Annotated in this window: 21 protein-coding genes; 16 read left to right on the top strand and 5 right to left on the bottom strand. The window is 32.7% G+C overall.

The features are described from left to right. The first annotated feature begins 15 nt into the window (after window positions 1-15). Window positions 16-1059 carry a hypothetical protein gene (locus tag ACTB0X_RS13990; protein WP_463025670.1) on the top strand — a complete coding sequence of 348 codons (1044 nt, stop codon included), beginning with the start codon at window positions 16-18 and terminating at the stop codon, window positions 1057-1059. Here ACTB0X_RS13990 and ACTB0X_RS13985 read toward each other — a convergent pair. Both ACTB0X_RS13985 and ACTB0X_RS13980 read right to left on the bottom strand, forming a co-directional pair. Continuing rightward, on the bottom strand, window positions 1042-1983 hold the full coding sequence (locus ACTB0X_RS13985) for an SPFH domain-containing protein (RefSeq protein WP_463025669.1): 942 nt from the start codon (window positions 1981-1983) through the stop codon (window positions 1042-1044). The genes ACTB0X_RS13990 and ACTB0X_RS13985 overlap by 18 nt on opposite strands. A gap of 5 nt (window positions 1984-1988) precedes the next feature. After that, complete coding sequence (locus ACTB0X_RS13980; protein ID WP_463025668.1) at window positions 1989-2435, bottom strand: NfeD family protein; 447 nt, start codon at window positions 2433-2435, stop codon at window positions 1989-1991. Window positions 2436-2529: 94 nt separating this feature from the next. Here ACTB0X_RS13980 and ACTB0X_RS13975 point away from each other — a divergent pair, with 94 nt between their 5' ends. After that, window positions 2530-3009 carry an ABC transporter ATPase gene (locus tag ACTB0X_RS13975; RefSeq protein ID WP_463025667.1) on the top strand — a complete coding sequence of 160 codons (480 nt, stop codon included), beginning with the start codon at window positions 2530-2532 and terminating at the stop codon, window positions 3007-3009. Between the two features lie 3 nt (window positions 3010-3012). On the opposite strand, the gene ACTB0X_RS13970 is transcribed toward ACTB0X_RS13975, so the two are convergent. Both ACTB0X_RS13970 and ACTB0X_RS13965 read right to left on the bottom strand, forming a co-directional pair. After that, window positions 3013-3663, bottom strand: a complete 651-nt coding sequence (locus ACTB0X_RS13970) for a carboxypeptidase-like regulatory domain-containing protein (protein ID WP_463025666.1) — start codon at window positions 3661-3663, stop codon at window positions 3013-3015. 40 nt (window positions 3664-3703) lie between these two features. Then, on the bottom strand, window positions 3704-5419 hold the full coding sequence (locus tag ACTB0X_RS13965; RefSeq protein WP_463025665.1) for a M23 family metallopeptidase: 1716 nt from the start codon (window positions 5417-5419) through the stop codon (window positions 3704-3706). 160 nt (window positions 5420-5579) lie between these two features. On the opposite strand from ACTB0X_RS13965, the gene ACTB0X_RS13960 reads away from it, so the two are divergent. The 3 genes from ACTB0X_RS13960 (at window position 5580) to rny (ending at window position 7987) form a co-directional block, all read left to right on the top strand. After that, a complete protein-coding gene (locus ACTB0X_RS13960; protein ID WP_463025664.1) occupies window positions 5580-5864 on the top strand; it encodes a hypothetical protein in 285 nt (94 codons plus the stop codon). Between the two features lie 10 nt (window positions 5865-5874). Continuing rightward, window positions 5875-6162 carry a cell division protein ZapA gene (locus ACTB0X_RS13955; RefSeq protein ID WP_463025662.1) on the top strand — a complete coding sequence of 96 codons (288 nt, stop codon included), beginning with the start codon at window positions 5875-5877 and terminating at the stop codon, window positions 6160-6162. Between the two features lie 283 nt (window positions 6163-6445). Then, the gene (gene rny / locus ACTB0X_RS13950) at window positions 6446-7987 is read left to right on the top strand and encodes a ribonuclease Y (RefSeq protein WP_463025661.1); all 1542 of its coding nucleotides are present in this window, start codon (window positions 6446-6448) and stop codon (window positions 7985-7987) included. 258 nt (window positions 7988-8245) lie between these two features. Here rny and ACTB0X_RS13945 read toward each other — a convergent pair whose 3' ends face one another. Continuing rightward, window positions 8246-8599, bottom strand: a complete 354-nt coding sequence (locus ACTB0X_RS13945) for a hypothetical protein (RefSeq protein WP_463025660.1) — start codon at window positions 8597-8599, stop codon at window positions 8246-8248. Window positions 8600-8733: 134 nt separating this feature from the next. On the opposite strand from ACTB0X_RS13945, the gene ACTB0X_RS13940 reads away from it, so the two are divergent. The 11 genes from ACTB0X_RS13940 to ACTB0X_RS13890 all read left to right on the top strand — a co-directional run bounded on the left by ACTB0X_RS13940 (window position 8734) and on the right by ACTB0X_RS13890 (window position 20230). Then, complete coding sequence (locus ACTB0X_RS13940; RefSeq protein WP_463025659.1) at window positions 8734-9843, top strand: tyrosine-type recombinase/integrase; 1110 nt, start codon at window positions 8734-8736, stop codon at window positions 9841-9843. Between the two features lie 78 nt (window positions 9844-9921). After that, window positions 9922-10962 (top strand): tetratricopeptide repeat protein, encoded by a 1041-nt coding sequence (locus ACTB0X_RS13935; RefSeq protein WP_463025658.1) that lies wholly within the window; start codon window positions 9922-9924, stop codon window positions 10960-10962. A gap of 34 nt (window positions 10963-10996) precedes the next feature. Beyond that, the gene (locus ACTB0X_RS13930; protein ID WP_463025657.1) at window positions 10997-11557 is read left to right on the top strand and encodes a hypothetical protein; all 561 of its coding nucleotides are present in this window, start codon (window positions 10997-10999) and stop codon (window positions 11555-11557) included. A gap of 145 nt (window positions 11558-11702) precedes the next feature. After that, window positions 11703-11948, top strand: a complete 246-nt coding sequence (locus ACTB0X_RS13925; protein ID WP_463025656.1) for a hypothetical protein — start codon at window positions 11703-11705, stop codon at window positions 11946-11948. A gap of 27 nt (window positions 11949-11975) precedes the next feature. Further along, the gene (locus tag ACTB0X_RS13920; protein WP_463025655.1) at window positions 11976-12875 is read left to right on the top strand and encodes a hypothetical protein; all 900 of its coding nucleotides are present in this window, start codon (window positions 11976-11978) and stop codon (window positions 12873-12875) included. A 167-nt stretch (window positions 12876-13042) separates the two neighbouring features. Further along, window positions 13043-15694, top strand: a complete 2652-nt coding sequence (locus tag ACTB0X_RS13915) for a UvrD-helicase domain-containing protein (protein ID WP_463025654.1) — start codon at window positions 13043-13045, stop codon at window positions 15692-15694. A gap of 176 nt (window positions 15695-15870) precedes the next feature. After that, a complete protein-coding gene (locus tag ACTB0X_RS13910; protein WP_463025653.1) occupies window positions 15871-16401 on the top strand; it encodes a hypothetical protein in 531 nt (176 codons plus the stop codon). A 552-nt stretch (window positions 16402-16953) separates the two neighbouring features. Next, window positions 16954-17436, top strand: coding sequence for a MarR family winged helix-turn-helix transcriptional regulator (locus ACTB0X_RS13905; RefSeq protein ID WP_463025652.1), 483 nt, complete (start codon window positions 16954-16956; stop codon window positions 17434-17436). Beyond that, the gene (locus tag ACTB0X_RS13900; RefSeq protein ID WP_463025651.1) at window positions 17433-18359 is read left to right on the top strand and encodes an aspartyl protease family protein; all 927 of its coding nucleotides are present in this window, start codon (window positions 17433-17435) and stop codon (window positions 18357-18359) included. Before ACTB0X_RS13905 ends, ACTB0X_RS13900 begins: the two co-directional genes overlap by 4 nt. 26 nt (window positions 18360-18385) lie before the next feature. After that, entirely contained in the window at window positions 18386-18832 is a 447-nt protein-coding gene (locus ACTB0X_RS13895; RefSeq protein WP_463025650.1) for a GNAT family N-acetyltransferase, read from the top strand. Window positions 18833-19051: 219 nt separating this feature from the next. Beyond that, window positions 19052-20230: a chloride channel protein gene (locus ACTB0X_RS13890; RefSeq protein WP_463025649.1), complete on the top strand. Its 1179-nt coding sequence runs from the start codon at window positions 19052-19054 to the stop codon at window positions 20228-20230. The last annotated feature ends 65 nt before the right edge of the window (window positions 20231-20295 follow it).

The following is a 20295-nucleotide window of genomic DNA, read 5'->3' as shown; positions in this document are numbered from 1 at the left end:
TAAGAAAGCTGTTAAATGAACACCACATTCTTAAAAACATGCAAACCAACACTTACTGAAACACTCAATTCAACTGAGATCGCAGAGTTTGTAAAGGGATTTAACCTTTCGGTAAAGTTTTTAAACTCACACTCAGAACAAAAACCTATTTTCGATTCAGTTGAAAAAAATGATGTATTGTTTATTTACCTAAGCTACTCGCTTATAAATAATACTGAAGTAAAAGAAATTTTGACGAAGAATACTTCTAAACAGCAATTAATAATTGGATTGTCAGAAGAATTTGAATCAAGTGTCCTGAAAGATTTAGTAGAATTTGGGGTTAAGAACTTTTTATTTGAACCCATTTCAATAAATACATTGAATCAAGAATTAAGTCCATTACTAGAAGGATTAATTGAGAAAAGGGAAGATTGTTTGAGTCAACTAAAAATGGCGCTTTCGCATGGCGCTATTGGAAGAAACCATTACCAACTAAATGGTGAGACTTATCGGAAAATTTTTGTTTACTCTTCAAGTCAAGGAATTCTTAACTCAGATTTAATTTTTGGTGACCGCATTAACGATGATGTTCTCATGGTAATCGGAACTGGTAAGGATAATGAAGTTCAAACTGCATTGCAATCGACGAACATATATGATTGGTTGACAGAACAAGTCGAAAAAAAAGAAGATTCTAGAGCTGTTGTTGATCAATTGATAAAGACAAAAGAGATGGATTTTGAGATTGTAACACTTAGCTTCAAGTCAAAAGAGGTGAATTATTTTGGTCAAAATAATTTGGTTATTTTTCGAGATGGATTCCCAATTGAAGTTCCAAATGGTGAACGTAAAAAGTTGGAAGCAAAAGACTCTGTATTTCTCTTCAATAAAGGTTGCTTTCAGCAGTTGGGATGTTTCGATCGAATTTTAGGGAAGGAAAATTTTATTGGATTATTGAAGTTAATTGAACCTCACGACAACAAACAGAGAAGACATCGTTTAAATTATTTCTTTGAGTCTTTTCGAAGCTCAAATTCTCAAAGTGAAAATATAGCTCTTTTAGGTTTTACTGTTTGATACTGTTTTTTTATGATCTAAAACGGAAGTTGCAGTAGCAACTAAACCGGCAATATCGCTCAAATCAGTTGGTAAGATGATCGTATTGTTAGTTTTAGCTAACTTCCCAAACTCTCCAATATATTGTTCTGCTACTCTAAGATTTACTGCATCTCTTCCACCTTTTTCTTGGATCGCAAGTGCGATTAATCGAACACCCTCTGCTGTCGCTTGAGCAATTCGTTCAATTTCTTGGCCCCTTCCTTCCGCTTCGTTTATTCGTTTCAATTTCTCTCCTTCGGATCTAGCAATTAATTCTTGCTTATCTCCTTCTGCTCTATTAATCTTAGCTTGCATTTCTCCTTCTGAAGTAGCAATGATTGCTCTTTTCTCTCGGGTAGCGCGCATTTGCTTTTCCATTGCATCTTTAATACTTTGTGGTGGAGCAATGTTTTTTATTTCATAACGCGCAACTTTAACACCCCAAGGGTCAGATGCTTTGTCTACTGCTTCTACAATGATTGCATTAATAGTATCTCTTTCTTCAAATGTTTTATCCAATTCTAATTTTCCAATGATGCTTCTCATTGTAGTTTGAGCCAACTGTATAGAGGCAAAGTGATAATTATCAATTCCATAAGAAGCGCTTTTGGGTTCTACTAATTGTAAATAGAGCACTCCATCTACCTCTACCGAGATATTATCTTTTGTGATACAGGTTTGAGCCGATACATCAATCACTTGTTCTTTTAGCGTGTGTTTGTAGGCTACTTTATCAACCAATGGTATTATAATATGAAATCCTGCTAGCAATGTACTTTGATACTTTCCAAACCGTTCAATAATGTATGCACTTCGTTGAGGTACAATTTTCACAGTTGAAATAAATGTCACCAAAGCAAAAACAATTAATCCTAAGTATATAATAGTTGTTGAGCTGATCATAAAGTTTAGTTTATTGGTTTTATTGTAAGTTTAATGTTATTTATTTCTATTATCACCACAGGTTGCCCATTCTTAATCGGCTGATCTGAAACTGCCATCCAGTTGCTCCCATTAAATTCTACTTTCCCGCTTTCTCCTGGATTAAAAGTGGAAATTGCTACAGCTGTTTTTCCAACAAATTCCATTTCAGCTTCTGTATTTTGACCAGATTTGTTCATGTATTTCTCTTTCAATAATTTTCTTAAAGCGACTAAGCTAATTAAGGAAGAGGCAATAAAAATCAAAAGTTGGGTATTTAAACTGAAGTTAAAAATGTAGGCTGTTATGGATGTAATCCACGCACCAACTCCAAAGAACAGCAATACTAATCCCGGAAAAACAAATTCTAATAAGAATAAGACCAATCCGATACTGAACCAAATAACTTCTTTAGTGTAGAGTACTTCTTTCACTTTAATGCTTTTTGTTAAAGTTAATTCTTTTATCAATAACTAGATGCTTTTTTCGTGTTGGAGGTTTAAGATTTCCTAATTTTGAAAAAAAACTATGAATTATAACAGTATCGCAGATCACAGTAGAGTTTGGATTTATCAATCTAATCGGTTCTTGACTGAAAAGGAAGTTGAATCTGTTCAGCAAGAAGGCGATCGATTTATTGATTCATGGGCGGCTCATGGAGCACCTTTAGCTGCTACTTTCTTAGTGAGAGACAATTTATTTTTAATTTTGTTGGTTGATGAAGCTCAGGCTCAGGCGTCAGGATGCAGTATCGATTCTTCAGTAGGATTTATCAAACACATTGAAAAAAGTTATGACTTAGATTTATTTGATCGCTTACGAGTGGCATACGAGCAAAATGGTGAAATTAAAATGACCAAAATGCATGCCTTCGAAGAATTACTTAAAAGTGGGGAATTGAACGAAGATACAGTTGTATTTAATAATCTAGTATCTAATAAGTCAGAATTGGAGACGAATTGGAAAACCACGGTAGGGAATAGTTGGCATGCGAAATTATTGGCCTAAAACCTATCTTTTATCTTTTCGTTTAAAGTCTCCTCGTTTCCATGCTTCCACAAATTTGGCCCATGCAATTGGATTCAATAAGTTGTTTGGAACATATTGACCCGCATAATAAATTTGATTGGTTCGCTGCTGCATTTGCAATCTAAAGTTCATGCTTCCGCTCATAGGCATAGCTTCAAAACGAGCAGACATTTGCTCATCACTCAGGTTTTTTCTGGCAATTTCTAAGTCATCATCTGGGATGTCTAAATTTAGAAATGCTGTTTTAAATTGTTCCTGTGTTGGCCAAGGATATACGATTGCTTCGTCTAATAGAATCGTATCATTTTGAAGCATTTGAATCAACGAATATCGTGAATCATTTAATGAATCAGGAACCACAAATGTACTTCGCTTGAATCCTATTGAAGAAAAAACAATGGTGTCTAAGGGTTTTGCAACAAATGAAAAGTAGCCGTAGTAGTCAGAAGTCGTTCCTCTTTGTGTGTTTTTAACCATAATACTGGCAAAAGGCACAGGATTTAAACTGTCACCGGTTATAATAATTCCTGAAAACTGGATTAAATCATTGTCCTTATTTTCTGTTTGACTAATTGCAGATCCGCTGATTGTAAGTAACAAAAACACTAAAACTGTGGAAAGACTATTTTTCATAGAATATAAAAGTAAGTGAATATCTTATTTTAAGCTCCCATTAATTGTTAAATTTTAAATTGATTTTAGAAGAATTATTTGTTCCGTCTTTCACCTCAAAAGTTAAAGTGTGGTTGCCTTTTTCGATGGTGCCATCAAAATAATGGAAGAATAAATTTCGTTTATAATCGTATTCAAATAAGATCCATTTCCCGTCCACTTCACCGCGGTAATAATCTATTCCAGAAAGATTGTCTGACCCTTTTATCATAATGGACCATTTGCCACTCATATTCGAACCATTGCTAATATTTACCGGAACAATTACCGGAGGTGTTGAGTCTATCATTACACAATAGCTTCCAAAAGTTCTTGACTTTACACTGATATTATCTCCACTCCATTTGCCACCTTCAGCTGAAAAATTACGTTTATTGGTCGTCGAAACAATCAATGATTTCTCCTTCAACTCATCAGACAAGCCTTCTAGCTTGATTGAAACATTCATATAAGAATGCAGTGGGGTGTATTTATTATGCAAATTGTACAATGGGGAAATACAACGCGAATTAGATTCTTTGGAGAATTCAAATTCTAAATCTTCGTATAAATAGTAATCGGGAATATTCACCAAAATATCGTCTTCCAAAATAACGTTTCTTCGATTGTAGTTAAAAAAGCGGTTATCACTTGATTTTACCGAAGCATTTCTGCTCCCTGAATTGGTCTTTTTTCCAACTACGGTAAAGTTGATCTCACTCGCATTTCCATAAGCATCTTTCAATTCATACTTCATGGTTTTAGTATCTCCATTCTGCAAGGTGATAGGGCCTGATTTTTTATCCAATTGATAAATATCCAATTGGTTATTGTCCAACACAAAGCTGCGTTGAACATTTCTTCGTGTTTTTACTTTCTCTTCATAATCGATATGAGCATTCATAAAACGCGACTTGTTAAAAGGAATTTTATCAATAATATGACTGTAAATTAACTGTTCATTTTCTTTCAAATCAATTGTATAGACTCCGATTTGATTGCCCACTCCATTTGCTTGGTCGATGGTTTCAATTCCAAATCCAATTCTGCCATAAGCACTAATTGAACTCACTAACAATCTATAATTCCCATTGCTGCCGGTAGCTGGAAACCTCATTTTATTGTGGCTGCCATTCACCGTAGAAGTATCATCCAAAGGATAGGCATAAATGGATTGTACAATTGGTTTGATGTTATCCTTGATATCAAATCCAAAAAGCATCACATTTAGTGGCGCCTCGGATTTAGATTCACGAATTTCAAAGTGTAAGTGAGGTCCTCCAGAACCGCCTGTATTTCCTGAATATGCGATTAGGTCTCCTTTTTTAACTTGCAGTTCACTACTCATCGGAAACAATTCTACACTAAAGCTTTCCTGTTTATACTGTGCAGCTTTGATGTATTTTTCAATGGTTTCACTAAACTTTTGAATATGTCCATATACGGTGGTATAACCGTTTGGATGCACCACATAAATGGCTTTTCCGTAGCCATACGGTGAAATTTTTATTCGACTCACAAAACCATCTGCAGCCGCATTGACTGGAATTCCTTCAACACCTTGCGTTTTTATATCGATACCTGCATGAAAGTGATTGGTTCTAATTTCTCCAAAATTGCCGGATAAGTACAATGGAATATCCATAGGAGCGGCAAAATAGTCTTGAGGATACTTGTTTTCTTGTGCAAAAGTAAAGTGAACAGATAAAACAAATAAAATAGGAAGTAAAAATTTCATAAAATAGTTCAGGGAATTAAATTAAATCAGGTACAAAACTAAGTTTAACTAAATGGACGTAAAATTTTAAATCATATTTATTTCAACAGTTAATGGCTCAAAAAAATTGTTAGCTTTGTAAAAGACTTAATTGAGTTATTTTTAAAACGGATAGGGAGAAGTGGAAAATCTAAGTTTGACAGTTAAAAGTATTAAAACTAAATTGTTGGCATTGATAAAGAAGCATCAACAGACGTTGGAGCAATTGGAGAGGGAGCAAAAGCGAGTAGAAGAGTTGCAGCAAGAATTAACCCAATTAAGAAGTGAATTGAACGAGTTGGATGATAAAAACAAAATTTTGAAAATTGCTGGACAGTCTTCGGATGGCGGTAACAGAGAAATGAAGTTGAAATTAAACGAACTTGTACGGGAAGTAGATAAGTGCATAGCACAATTTAACAAGTAATGATTAATCCGTGAGGAATCTTTCGATAAAGGTAGTTATTGCAAATCGTCCTTATCCTCTAACAGTTAGTGGAGAAGAGGAAGAAGAACTAATTCGTAAAGCGGCAAAGCGCATCAACGAAATAGTGAAGGACTACGAGAGCAAGTATGCAGTGAAAGATAAACAAGATTTATTGGCGATGTGCGCATTGGAATATGCCACAAAAGCAATAGAAATAGAGTCGAAAGACATCATCGTTGACGACGGATTGAGTGAAGAGTTGGAAGAATTAGATGCCTTGGTATCGAAGTTCTTATAACATAAAAAAGAAGCGTTCTTAAAGTATACCCACAAAGTGGGAAAATGCATGCCCGTGCAAATTTGTAATGTTTGGTAAACTCAACATGCTTAACAGCGTGAGTTTAACTTAGTGATGCCAAAGACAGGCCTTTAATTACCCTAGTTTCGACTGGGGGATTTCTCAATTTATTGAGAGACGTTGGAAGTCTGCGGTACTCCGGAAAGCTCAAATCCTTTTATTAGGGGTTTACTCAAACGTCAAATTTGCCCGGGTTTTTTTATTTAAATAAATTATAAAACGAATGGATATAGTAAGTATCATTATTGGTTTGCTCATTGGAGGAGGAGTAGGAGCGGCCGTTGTTTTTCTTGGTTTGAAGAAAGCAATTGAAAAAAGCAATGCAAACATAATTGAAGAGGCAAAAGCTGAGGCCGAAGTCATCAAAAAAGATAAAATTCTTCAGGCAAAAGAAAAGTTTTTGCAATTGAAGGAAGATCACGAAAAGGTGATCAGTGAGCGTGAGCGAAAAATGGCTGATGGTGAAAACCGCATCAAACAGAAAGAGAATACATTCAACCAACGATTGAATGAGGCCAACAAAAAGGAAAAAGAAGCTCAAGCAATTAAGGAAAACTTAGACAAACAGTTAGATTTAGTTCAGCGGAAAATAGAAGATTTAGAGAAAGATAGAAGAAGACAAGTGGAGCAATTGGAAACAATTGCAGGCTTGAGTGCTGAAGACGCAAAAGCTCAATTGGTAGAAGCATTGAAGGCTGAAGCCAAGACAGATGCGATGTCTTATATTAAAGACATTGTTGACGAGGCAAAAATTAATGCGAACAAGGATGCGAAGAAAATCGTGATCCAAACCATTCAAAGAGTCGCAACAGAGCAAGCCATTGAGAACTCAGTATCTGTGTTCAACATTGAAAGTGATGAATTAAAAGGTCGAATCATTGGCCGTGAAGGTAGAAACATTAGAGCGTTAGAAGCTGCTACTGGTGTTGAAATTATCGTAGATGACACTCCTGAGGCAATTATTCTTTCTTGTTTCGATCCAATTAGAAGAGAATGTGCTCGTTTGGCGTTGCACCAATTAATTTCTGATGGTAGAATTCACCCTGCTAGAATTGAAGAAGTGGTAGCAAAAACCATGAAGCAATTGGAAGAAGAAATCATTGATACTGGTAAGAAAACGTGTATCGATTTAGGAATTCATGGATTGCATCCTGAATTGATTCGAATGGTAGGTCGTATGAAATACCGTTCTTCTTACGGACAAAACTTATTGCAGCACAGTAGAGAAGTAGCCAATTTATGTGCGACTATGGCTAGTGAGTTGGGATTGAATGCGAAAGTAGCGAAGAGAGCCGGATTGTTACACGATATAGGTAAAGTGCCAGATGATGAGCCAGAATTGCCACACGCAATTTTGGGGATGAAACTGGCTGAAAAGTACAAAGAGAAACCAGAAGTATGTAATGCGATTGGAGCTCACCACGACGAGATAGAAATGACTTCTTTGATTTCTCCAATTGTTCAGGTTTGTGATGCCGTTTCAGGAGCACGTCCAGGAGCGCGTAGAGAGATTGTAGAGTCTTACATCAATAGAATTAAGGAATTGGAAACTTTAGGTATGTCGCATAATGGTGTAACTAAAGCATATGCGATCCAGGCAGGTAGAGAATTGAGGGTTATAGTAGAAAGTGAAAAGATTTCTGATTTAGAAGCAGATACTTTATCGTTTGACATTGCTCAGAAAATTCAAACCGAAATGACTTATCCAGGTCAGGTGAAAGTAACCGTGATTCGAGAAAAAAGAGCGGTGAACTACGCAAAGTAATTTTACGCTAGATTTATATAAAAGCCCTCATTCTGATGATTCAGATTGAGGGCTTTTTTGTGTGGTTAAAATACCGATTGCTTTATAAAATCCTTCAAAGGCGGACAAGTTGTCGCATACGTCATTTCATTTCGACAACGCTCAATGTAAACTAACATCGTATACTCCTTTTATAATAGCTCGGCATTTACCAATTATAGCTTTTAAAATGTTTAAAATTTGCTTATTTACGGCATTTAAAATCTTAATTGGTGTAACTTAAATTTTTCTTCTAATTATTAAGATCTCATCGTCTGAAAATTCCATCCAAGCAATATCATATAGGAAATGGTACATTTTACCTTGTTTGTTTACATTGAAGTGGGTGAGGTATTTAAAATTGAATTTCTTTTTTGAAAGTACGAGTCTTTCTACTTTTTTCTGAATGGTGTTTTTCCCTAATATTTCAAGTAATATCGAACGGTTTCTATGAAGGATTTCATCTATAGATTTTGCTTCTTTATTCGTAACTCTTCGCAAATTTACGTGATAATAATTTTTACAATTTACAGAACAGAAGATTTTATCTTCTCTTCCTGCGATCACTTTTTTACAAATTTTACACTTTTTCATGTGCTGTATCCTATGTAAATATTAAGGTTTGGTGCTATCCGTTGTTAACGGTTAATAAACGTTTACAAACGACAAAGTACGACTTATTATAATCTTTACGCCTACTTTTAAGATGATGGACTAACAATACAGCTATGAAACGTGCAATTATTTACGAGCCAAAGAAGAATTCAAGTCGGATTAAAGTGTTTATTCCGTATCAATTACACGCCATAAGGGCCGAATTTAAAAAGCTGGATACCACCTTTTGGCATCCCAACCAAAAGTTATGGTCGATCGTGAATACTTCGGAGAATTATGAAAATGTGAAGCGTGTGTTGGATAATGATTATGAGATTAAACAAGAGGCTATTTATAAACGTGTTGAAATTGAATCGCTGAACGAACAATCTGTTCTGGCTTTGGATGAATTAGAAAAGCGGTTGGTTTTAAAAAGCTACAGTTCTTCAAGTATTTCAACCTATAAGAATATGCTAACCATCTTTTTTAGTCGTTTTCAGCATGAGGATATAAAGGAGGTAACTAAAGATGAAATTGAGCAATTTGTATATGAACTGATTAAGCAGAATAACATTAGTGAGAGTTATCAGAACCAACTAATAAATGCGATAAAAGCATATTATGAGCATGTGTTGGGAAGACCTAGAACTTTATATTTTATAGAGCGGCCAAAGAAAAGTGTGCAGTTACCTAATGTGTTGAGTAAAGAAGAGGTACTAAAGATCATACAATCGCCTGAAAATATAAAGCATAGAGCTATTCTTTGGACGATATACAGTGCAGGGTTGCGTATTTCGGAATTGATCAATTTGCGAGTGGTAGATATCCACTCTAAGGAAGGTTATATATTTGTAAAAGATAGCAAAGGCAAAAAAGATAGAAAAACCATATTGTCGGCACATTTAGTGGATTTGTTGCGCACCTATTATCAGCTTCATAAACCTTCCTATTGGCTATTTGAAGGCCAGATCGGTGGGCAATACAGCACCACTAGTATTCGTAAGGTTTACCGAAAAGCAGTAAAAGATACTCATTCCAATCCTTGGTCTACGGTGCATACTTTACGGCATTCATTTGCGACGCACTGCATTGAAAATAACGTAAACTTAAGGTATGTTCAAAACATGCTAGGACACAGTTCGCCCAAAACGACTGAGTTATACACGAAAACGATTCAAATAAATAATAAAAATATTTCTAGTCCATTAGATAATTTAATAAATAGTAATAACTTGCAGACATAAGAGATATAAGTGCCATTGCACTTATACAGTTGTTAGCGGCAACCAAAAAGAACAACTACAATTAATAAATTTGACAAAATGAGTTTTTTTAAATCAAACCTTGAAGGAGGAGCTAAATACACATCAAGTAAAGATGAAGTTATTTTAGAAATGAATGCTGCAATTGAGTATGAGGCAGGAAACATAGAAAAATCAATAGATTTATTTACGGATGGTATATCTGCCTATCCTAATAATCCATATTTCTATTATTTAAGAGGTAATGCCAAAGAAGACTTAAGACTTTGGAATGAAGCAATAGAAGATTTTACAAATTATCTTAAGTTAACAAATGGACTGTTTAATGGTTATTTTAGGCTAGGTCTTTGTTTTCAAAATTTAAAAAATTATGACGAAGCTATTGCAAACTACAATAAAGCAATCGAAAAATATAACTTGACTTTACCTGTAATTGAAGAAGTTGCATTGACTATCGGAAAAAGTGGAAGGAGAAATTATTACAATATACCCCATGAATCCCTATATAATAATAGAGCAATTGTTAAAACACTAATTGACGATACGGCAGGCGCCATTGAGGATTGTAATATTGCAATTAGAATCAATCCTGAATATGCTAATCCATATTTTATAAGAGGTTTAGAGTACTTAAAGGCGGGTGATAAAATAAAGGCACGTAAAGATTTAACAAAAGCTGACGAGTTAGGGAATCCGCAAGCAAAAACTGTCATTAAGCAGTTTTTGGATGATGAAAGCGAGAATACAAATGATGATTTTTATTCTAAGGTAATAGAGTTTGCAGAAGGTAGTCAATCGAAAGAAATGTCAGGAGGTATTCGTTTTAGAGATGGATTTCTAAATAATATTAAGACAAACCTTGAAAAAAATGGGCAAATTTCATCAATATCAAATCAAATATTGATTCATGAAGCTGTGGATTTTTTAATAAATATGTGGCAACAATATATTCAACACAAAGGTTCTATAGATGATTTTACCAAAGCTTTTATAGCTTACGAAACAAGCTTGACTTTTAGCTCATTAAGACCTGATTTAAATCAAACTGATTTTTGGAAGTTGACTTTAAAAGAATCACTCAAAGAGTTTAATAAAATCTGATTAATTGCTTTATTATTTTTAACAAATATTTAAAATGATTTTACAATATAAAGTCGCTTGCAAAAATTGTTTAACAACAAATCACATTCCGAGAATTATCAATTTAATTGATTATGACGAAAACTTCTTTAATGAAAACAATGAAATAAGACCTGAATATGAAATCACTAAATATATTCGATATAGTTTTTCAAGATACAATCAAATCTGTGGACGGTGTCTTTCTACTAATTTTGAAATAATGAACATTTTAATTAATAATAAGGAAATTGAAAGGAATCGATACGATAAATATTTTGAATTGGATATATTGCATGATAGTAAAAGACTAGAAGTAAGAAAAGGAGGCTCAGAAAACTTGCCTAGAGGTTTCGAAAAAGACTCCCTTTCGTTAATAATTGAAGAATTAAAAACAATAAATCAAGATGAATTTATAAATCACCAATCAGGAACAATAAGCTTTATAGTTGCAGAATATTTTGACAAAAAAACAAATACGTTCCAAAAGATTATAGAGAGTTTGAATTTTGTAGGGTATCATAAATTAGTAGCGGTAAAGGGACTTGAACAACTCCATGCTGACTTATTTAAATAGAGGATTAAAACGACGTTTAATTAACAATATGAATGATTTGTTTTTCAAACCCTTCATTTTCAATTCATATATATTTGAAGAATAGCAAGCAGGACAGTGTATTTCAAAAGGTAAGTTGAATATTACAATTGTTTGTACAATTGATATGGGAAAGATTAAAATACGATTAGATGGCAATTTAGAAGGTCTGAATATCCCGAAAAACTTTGATTTTAATATTAATGAATCAACGACTCTACCCGATGGTAGAATTCAATATCTAAAAGCTCCAGGGAATGATTTTAATCCAACAATTCCGATAGTATGTCATCTATTTGTTAAGAATCAATCTATTGACTATGTTAGATTTGCAATGACCCTACCTGACAGAATATTAGAGTTTTATAATTAGTTACTTGCCAATAATCATTTAAAAGCTTTGAACTTAAACAACAGTAATCAGTACCTTACATATATAAGCCAAAACTATTTTGATATAGCTAAATGCTTTGGTATTTCAGCAATTCAATTTTTAAGAAAGTGTGTAAAATTAAAAAACGAGTTGCTTTTAATGTATTCTCAAAACACTCGTTTGGAGATACGTAATATACCTTTTGGAAGCAACCGCTTTTGGCTTTGCTATCCGGACTTTTGTTTTGCTTATGCTTACAATGTAGTTAGGGATAAATCAGGAAAAATAATTCAGATTTTAAGCCAATCAGAGTTAAATTTCAAGAATGAAGTCAAGAAATATATAGAGATGCCAGAGGATGACCCCTTATATTATTTGAGAGATGATGAACTTTATCCGAATGCTGAACCAAATAATTCTGAACTATATGTATTCGAAGATGAAAAATTAAATTTTAGACCAAATGAAAAATTTAATTTAAAGAAACAACTTGCAGATAAGGCTATTTCAGAAATCAGTGGAAAATCAAAAAAGATATTTGTTGATGTAGATAAAATCCAATCTTGGTTAGAGCGTCATCATAACTTTTATTGGAGTTTACAAATGGATTGGAATATAGTTGCATTTAAAGCTTTCCAAGACTTATATACTAATCTGAAACTTATATCAGATGACTTCCAACATCTATCTATAGTTCGTCAAGCTCTTAGAGAATATGTACCCTTTGATGAAGATTGGGTAATCAGGTATAATAGGCTCTTTTACTGTAAAGTTATATTTCATTATGATTCATATGAAATATGGCATGAAAAACCAATTATTCTTAAACAAAGAGGCTCTGAACTTTATTTAGTAGGAGAAGAATTTAAATCCCTTTATGATTTCTCTATTACATACAATAGAGAGCTAAGTACCGTAAATTTTTAATTTATTTGATGGTTAAACTTTTTATAAAAAAAAGTAAGTCAAAATAAAACAAGAATGGCATAAACGACAAATTTTAAATAATAAAAGCAAATTTGACAATAATTTTAGTTCAAAACATTGAAAATCAAAAAAACAATCAACCATAGCTCAAAAATTGGCATTTACAAATGAAAATTATAATTGTATTAATAATTGCATTAGGGCTTTTTTTAGGAGGACTAACATTCTTTCGAAGAAAGAAAGCTAAAAAGCAAAAGAAAAAAGAGCTTGTTGAAAAATTAGCAAGAGAGAGAGAAGCTACTAGACTACGTCTTTTAAATTTCTTTACTTCAAAACTTCCCAATATAAAATTAGCAGTTGACCAATTTTCTAACTACCTCGAATTTAATCAAGGTTATTTTGCTAATTATTCATTAAAAATTTGGTCAAACAAACATGGAAGTCTTTTTAACGAAATTAAACCCAAACCTTACGAAAAAATTGGATTAGCGGATACAGAAGTTCAGACTATAAAGGCTTTTCAGAATTACTACAAAAGTTCCAAAACGTATCGCAAGGACTTCAATAAACAATTTGTAAAGGTTGAATTAAAGAATTATAATAATTTTTTTGACAATATTGAAGGCAGAAAACTTGACTTACAACAAAGAACATCAATAGTAACAGACGATGATAACAATATAGTAATTGCGGGCGCTGGTTCAGGTAAAACCACAACAATAGTAGGTAAAGTAAATTACGTTATTGACCGCTACAAAATTGACCCAGAAAAAATTTTACTTATTTCATTTACTAACAAATCTGCTTCTACTCTTGAAGGAAGAATAGATATTGACGGTATAGAGGCAAAGACTTTTCACAAGTTCGGTAAAGATGTAATTGCTGAAGTTGAAGGAAAGCAACCAAGTATTTTTGATGAAAAACAGTTTAAACCTTTAATTACAAAATTTTTTAAAGAACTAATACAAAATGAAAGTTATTTGCAACAAGTAACACAATACTTTACTGATTTTTTAAAACCAACCAAGTCACAGTTTGAGTTTGAAAATCAAGGCGATTACGTTCAGTATATTAAAGATCAGAACTTCCATACATATAAACTCAAGGAGATTCCAGTAAGAGGTAGAACAACATATAAAATGGAAGTTGTAAAAAGTATTGAAGAATGCAGAATTGCGAACTTTCTCTTATTTAACAGCATCAATTACGAATATGAATTCCCCTATGAGCACGAAACAGCTACACAAGCTTATAGACAATACAAGCCTGATTTTACTATAATTCAAAATGGAAAAAAGGTATATATAGAACATTTTGGCGTTTCAAGGAACGGTTATGTACCCCATTGGTTCGCAAAAGAAGGAGAAACTCAAGAAGAAGCGAATCAGAAATATTGGGAAAAAATAGAATGGGCAAGGAACATGCATGCTGACTATGAAACATCTTATATTGAAACCTTCAGCTATGAAATGTCTGAAAATATTCTCTTTGAGAATCTAACTGAGAACTTACTTAAAGCAGGCGTTAAATTAAAACCAAAGTCACCAAAAGAGATATGGAAAATAATAAGTGAAGCTGCACAAGACGAGATAAATAGCTTTATTGCTTTGTTTCAAACATTCATAACTCTAATGAAATCAAATAGCTATTCGATACAAGATGTTAAAAATAAAAACAAGCAAATCAAAGACACTTTCCACAAGAGACGAAATGCACTCTTTATCAAAATCATTGAGCCAATTTTTGAACGCTATGAAAAGCGTTTAATCGAACGAAATGAAATTGATTTTAGCGATATGATTAATAAAGCATCAATTTATCTCACTAATGGGGATTTTAACAGAAAGTTTAGCTATGTAATAATTGATGAGTTTCAAGATATTTCCATTGGTAGATATCAGCTCGTAAAAGCAATCAAGGAAAATAACCCTGCTTGTAAACTTTTTTGTGTAGGAGATGATTGGCAATCAATCTATCGGTTTAGCGGGAGTGACATTGCTCTTTTCAAAGAATTCGAGAATTACTTTGGCTACACAGTTAAATCTAAAATTGAAACTACATATCGTTTTCACAATCCTTTACTAAATCTATCTAGTGAGTTTATTCAAAAAAATCCAAACCAAGCAAGAAAGGAATTAAAAGGTAAGTCAAATTTAAGTGAAACAAAATATGAAATATACTATTCTTTCACAGACAACCATGATGACACTTCTGCTTTAAAACAAATTTTTGATAAACTATTAGGAATAAACGATGATATTGAAAGTAAAGAAATATTTATTTTGGGTAGGTATAATTTTGACATTGATAGAATTAAAAATGAAAATCAAATTTTTCAGATTGATAGAAAAAGTGGTTGGATTTCATACAAAGTAAAAACAGAAAGAGGAAAATTGACAACCCTAAAAGCACAATTCCTGTCAGTTCATAAAGCAAAAGGACTTGAAGCAGATATTGTCATTATAATAAACTGTAATTCAGGCAAACATGGATTTCCATCAGAAATGTCAGATGACAACGTGCTAAATCTGCTGCTTAGTGAATCAGACCAATTTGAAAATGGAGAAGAAAGACGTTTGTTTTATGTTGCAATGACCCGCGCAAAAGAAAGTGTTTTTTTCGTTGCCGACAGTTCATATAAGTCAAAATTTATATCAGAATTAGAAGTCGAAAATGAAAGTTCATTGATTAAAAAATGTCCTCGTTGTAAAACAGCAGACCTTGTTAAAAGAAGTGGAACAAATAATGGCAGACAATGGGCTTTTTATGGTTGCTCAAACTTCATGTACGGTTGTGACTATCAGGAATGGATTAATTAAAAAAAGGTATGCCGCTAACAATGTATAAGCGATAATGCGGGCTGAATGGCTAAAATTGAGTATTTTGGCATCTATTAAAGTTTGGTGCAGGCGGACAGTAAATCGCTCCGAAATCCCGCACTACGCTTATACTTGGCCGTTATGGGCAATTCCGAAAATTATAAATCATTGTCTACATGAAAAAAAATCTAATAATTTTTGTTTTACTACTTTTTAGTCATTTTTTAAGTGGACAAGACTCAATAGAAGTTGCTGTTATCAATGAAGTATTATTTAGTTTACCATACACTCAAGGAGTTGAAAAAATTCAATTGATTCAAAAAACAAGCTCTTGCTCAATAACCGATAATTATTCGGTACTAAAGGTCAGCAATGACACTCTTTCAGAAAGTTTATTTAAAGAAATTATTTTAAATAGAAAATCTGTAAGCAGATTGTGGACAAGTGATGAGATAAATAACGTTAAATTATTGAATTATGAAGATGTAAATGAAATACAAAAAAGTAATAATAACTCTACAAAAGAGAGAGACAATAGCTTTATTTATTATTTGGCTCTTCCAATATTTAATGACAAAAAAGATTGCTCAATAATTGAAATAGCTTATGGAACAGCAAGAAACAGAATGGAAGGTGGATTTTTCCTGCTAAAAAAAATAAAAGGGAATTGGACTATTATTAAAAAAATTTCAGGCTATGCGACATAATCACATTATGTTTTAACTAATTCGACTACTTTAAATAAAATTGTTTTAAGCACCAGCTAACTTATTTTAGCTGCACTGATATTTCATTTTTTTAAAATTGCTACCCTTCCACTTCGGTTTCACGTACAGATGTTTACAAGACTCAATTACAAAACCCAAATGGAATACCTTTTCTGCTAAATTTCAAATTTATCAGCTTTTAATTATTGGTTGGACTAATAACCAGACCCAATGTTGATAGACTGAGAACAAGGCTGATAAAAATAAAAAAAGCCCATAACAGGGTATAAAATTAATTAGGCATCAGTAGGATACATCACTTTAGCTTTCTTTTGAAGTTCCACAAAATCCGCTTGCGGACTTGTAAAAGTGAGAAAGTTACAAAGCCGCTGCGCGGCTTTTGTTCTTTAGTTTATTTGAAAGTGTATCTTTACTTATCGCCTAACTAATCTTATACAGGCGTTGTAAAACATTTAAAAAAATACGCAATTAGTTGAACTTTCAACTTTTTTTTATAAATTTGCATTAGTTGAACTTTCATCTAATTAAAATATGAATAAAGAAATATTACGAGAAATTGGAAAAATTTATAGAGCACTCAACTCATTTTCCGATTTTTTAATGAAGTCTATAAATCTCGAAAAAGGACAATACCAGTTTTTAATGCGAGTTAAAGAAAATCCAGGAATTAACCAACAAGATTTGTCATCTATACTTTTAGTCGACAAAACCACTACTGCTAAAGCAATAAAAAAGTTAGTAATAAAGGGTTATGTGATTAAGAAAGTTGAGCAATCGGATAAACGCAATTTTAACATATATCTAACAAAACAAGGAGAACAAACTTGTATTCTACTTGACCAAGAGGAACAATTTGCTACAAAGATTTCGTTGAGAGATTTAAATACAATTGAACAAAACGAACTCTTAAACCAGCTAAATGTAGTAAGTAATAACGTTGCCAAACTATATTCGGAATTTAAAAATGATAATGAAGAACACTTCCTTAAACTTGTTAAAAAAGAAAAAATATGAAATCCATTATCGCTTTATTATTAGTTGCAGCATTATATAGTTGTTCTAATCAAAAAAATATACTTGTTTCATCAAATACATCTAAAACAGTAAATCAATCATTAAGTGAATTTCCATTTGAAATAAGAGATGATAATCAATTATATATAAGTGTAAAAGTTAATGAAACTGATTCACTAATTTTTAATATTGATACAGGAGCAAGTTCATATGTTATTGTCGATAGTATCGCTCGCAAGAAATTAAACTTGAAATTTGATGGAGAAGACACCAATATAGGAGCTTCATCGATTATGACAGTTAAGTCTAGTTCGAAGAATAAATTGGAAATAGGCAATATCAAACTAGAAAATTTAACATTGTATTCAATTCCATATGAGGATGTTGATTTTGATGGCATCATCGGATGTGAGTTTTTCCTAAATTACGTTGTTGATATAAATTATGACAGACGAACGATTAAGTTGTATGACCCAAAAACATTTAAATATAGTGGGAATAAAAAAAAATTAGAAGTAAAGATGGATAAAGGAGTACCGCTAATTAAATCATCCTTTATGGTAAAAGACTCTTTAATAAGCGATTGGTTTATGCTAGACACAGGAGCTGATGATAGAATTTCATTTAATACCACAACAGTTATAAATTTAAATTTGGAAGAAGAACTTACGATAGTTGGCGCAACTACCAGTATAGATGCCAATGGTAATTTATTCAAATCAAAATTAGGTTTAGTCAAAGAAATGAAAATCGGCAATTATTCATTTTATAATGTGATAGCGAGTTTATCAAAGGCCCAAGTTGGTTCCAATACAAGCGAAACGCACGTTGGAGCATTAGGTAATGCAATTTTAAGTAAAATGAATATTATTTATAATTTAGGAAATAATTGTTTGTATTTAGAACCAAAATATTTCAATTAAATACTAAATCACATTTATTAAGATTTATGTTTTTGAAAATTTCAGTAAAAAAATTTAACGAACTCACAATTGATGAACTTTACGATTTGTTACAACTTCGTAGCGAAGTATTTGTAGTGGAACAAGATTGCGTTTATCAAGACATTGACGGAAAAGATAGAAAAGCGTTGCATATTATCGGTAAAAAGGATGGTAATATTATCGCCTATACAAGATGTTTCGCACCTCAAAATAATTTTAAGGAGGCAATAATCGGTCGTGTTGTAGTTGCCTTAAAAGACAGAAAATTAAAACTTGGACACGATATTATGATAGCTTCAATAAATGCGATTAATAGAATCTATAAAACCAAATCGATTAAAATTTCGGCTCAAACATACCTCAAAAAATTTTATGAATATTATGGATTTAAAAGTATTGGAGAAGGCTATCTTGAAGATGGAATTCCTCACATTACAATGTTAAAGGAATAAAATATTTGAACTATCTTTATAACATAATAATTAAATCATTTTGAAATTCAGGATAGAAAAACGTTTTACAACACCGTATATAAGCAATAGCGGGTTTAGTGTTTAACCAAAGTAAAAGTATATATTTAAGGTCTTTGCTAAAACGAAAATTATTGTATTTTAATCCGCTACTGCTCATATACAAATCCGTTGTATGCCATATAAAACAGAAACGAAACAGTGAAATTAAAACGAAGAAGAAAATTAGTAACGTATTTAAACATTTTAGACCAACCTGTCCGATTTAACCCTTTCGTTTTCAGTCGGACTTTTTTGTTATGGGCTTTACTTGGATTAATAGGTGGAATTATTGCAGGAGCTTATTGGATTGGACTTGAGTTTCTAACTCATCAATTAGCCTTTTTTAGTGGTTGGCAAGTAATTCCTGTAATGGCGATTTGTGGACTTTTAGCAGGTTTGATAATTCATTTCATTGGAGACCCAGGAGAAATACATTTGATTGTAAACAATATCCGATTTAATAAAGGAAAACTTGACCCTAAAAACAATCCTTCAATGGTTCTCTCTTCATTGCTATGCGTTGCGTCAGGTGGAAGTCTCGGACCCGAAGCGCCATTGGTTCAAGTAACAGGCTCAACAGGAACTTGGATAGGAAAATTGTTTCGACTAAAAGGAGAAGAATTAAGGTCATTAAGTATCGCAGGAATGGCTTCAGGATTTACAGCTTTATTTGGTGCGCCATTGGGCGGTAGCCTCTTTTCATTAGAAATTCTTCACCACAAACACGCAGTTGAGTATTACAAAGCAATTATTCCTGCATTTGTTGCAAGTTGTTTTAGCTATTTAGTGTTCGCTTTAATCATTCATTTGGGACTTGGCCCTATTTGGGATTTATCTGCATATGAATATTCAGGGATTTTTGATTTTGGCTATGCAGTTCTCTTTGCAATAATCGGAGCTGCTTTTGGTTGGACATTTATTTTTTGCACCAAATTTTTTAAAACACTTTTCGAGAAAAGACCCATACCCATTTATATCAAAACGCTAATTGGTGGAACTCTACTTGGTATCATAGCATTTTACTTTCCACTAACCCGATATTTTGGACATCACGAAATTAACGAATTACTTTCAGGAAACTTCCCATTAACTTTATTGTTTGCTATTTTGATTTTTAAAATTATCGCCATCTCAATAACTGTAACATCCGGTTGGAGAGGTGGATTTATTATTCCACTTTTTTTTGTAGGAGCAACGTTAGGACTAATTATCCATCAACTATTCCCGACAATAAATTTGACATTAGCGATAGTTAGCTGTATGGCTGCAATTAACGCCAGTTCGTCTCAAAACGAACTTAGCTGTTTTGTAAATATAGAATTTTTGATATTGATTTGAAGATGAACGAAGAATAATTCTATAGCGTCACTTTTGTGCTCAATTGGCTTAAAATGGATGAAAAT

Source organism: Acidiluteibacter sp. (assembly GCF_055129545.1).
Note: the sequence above shows the minus strand (reverse complement) of the source record. Positions and strands in the feature narration are given on the sequence as shown.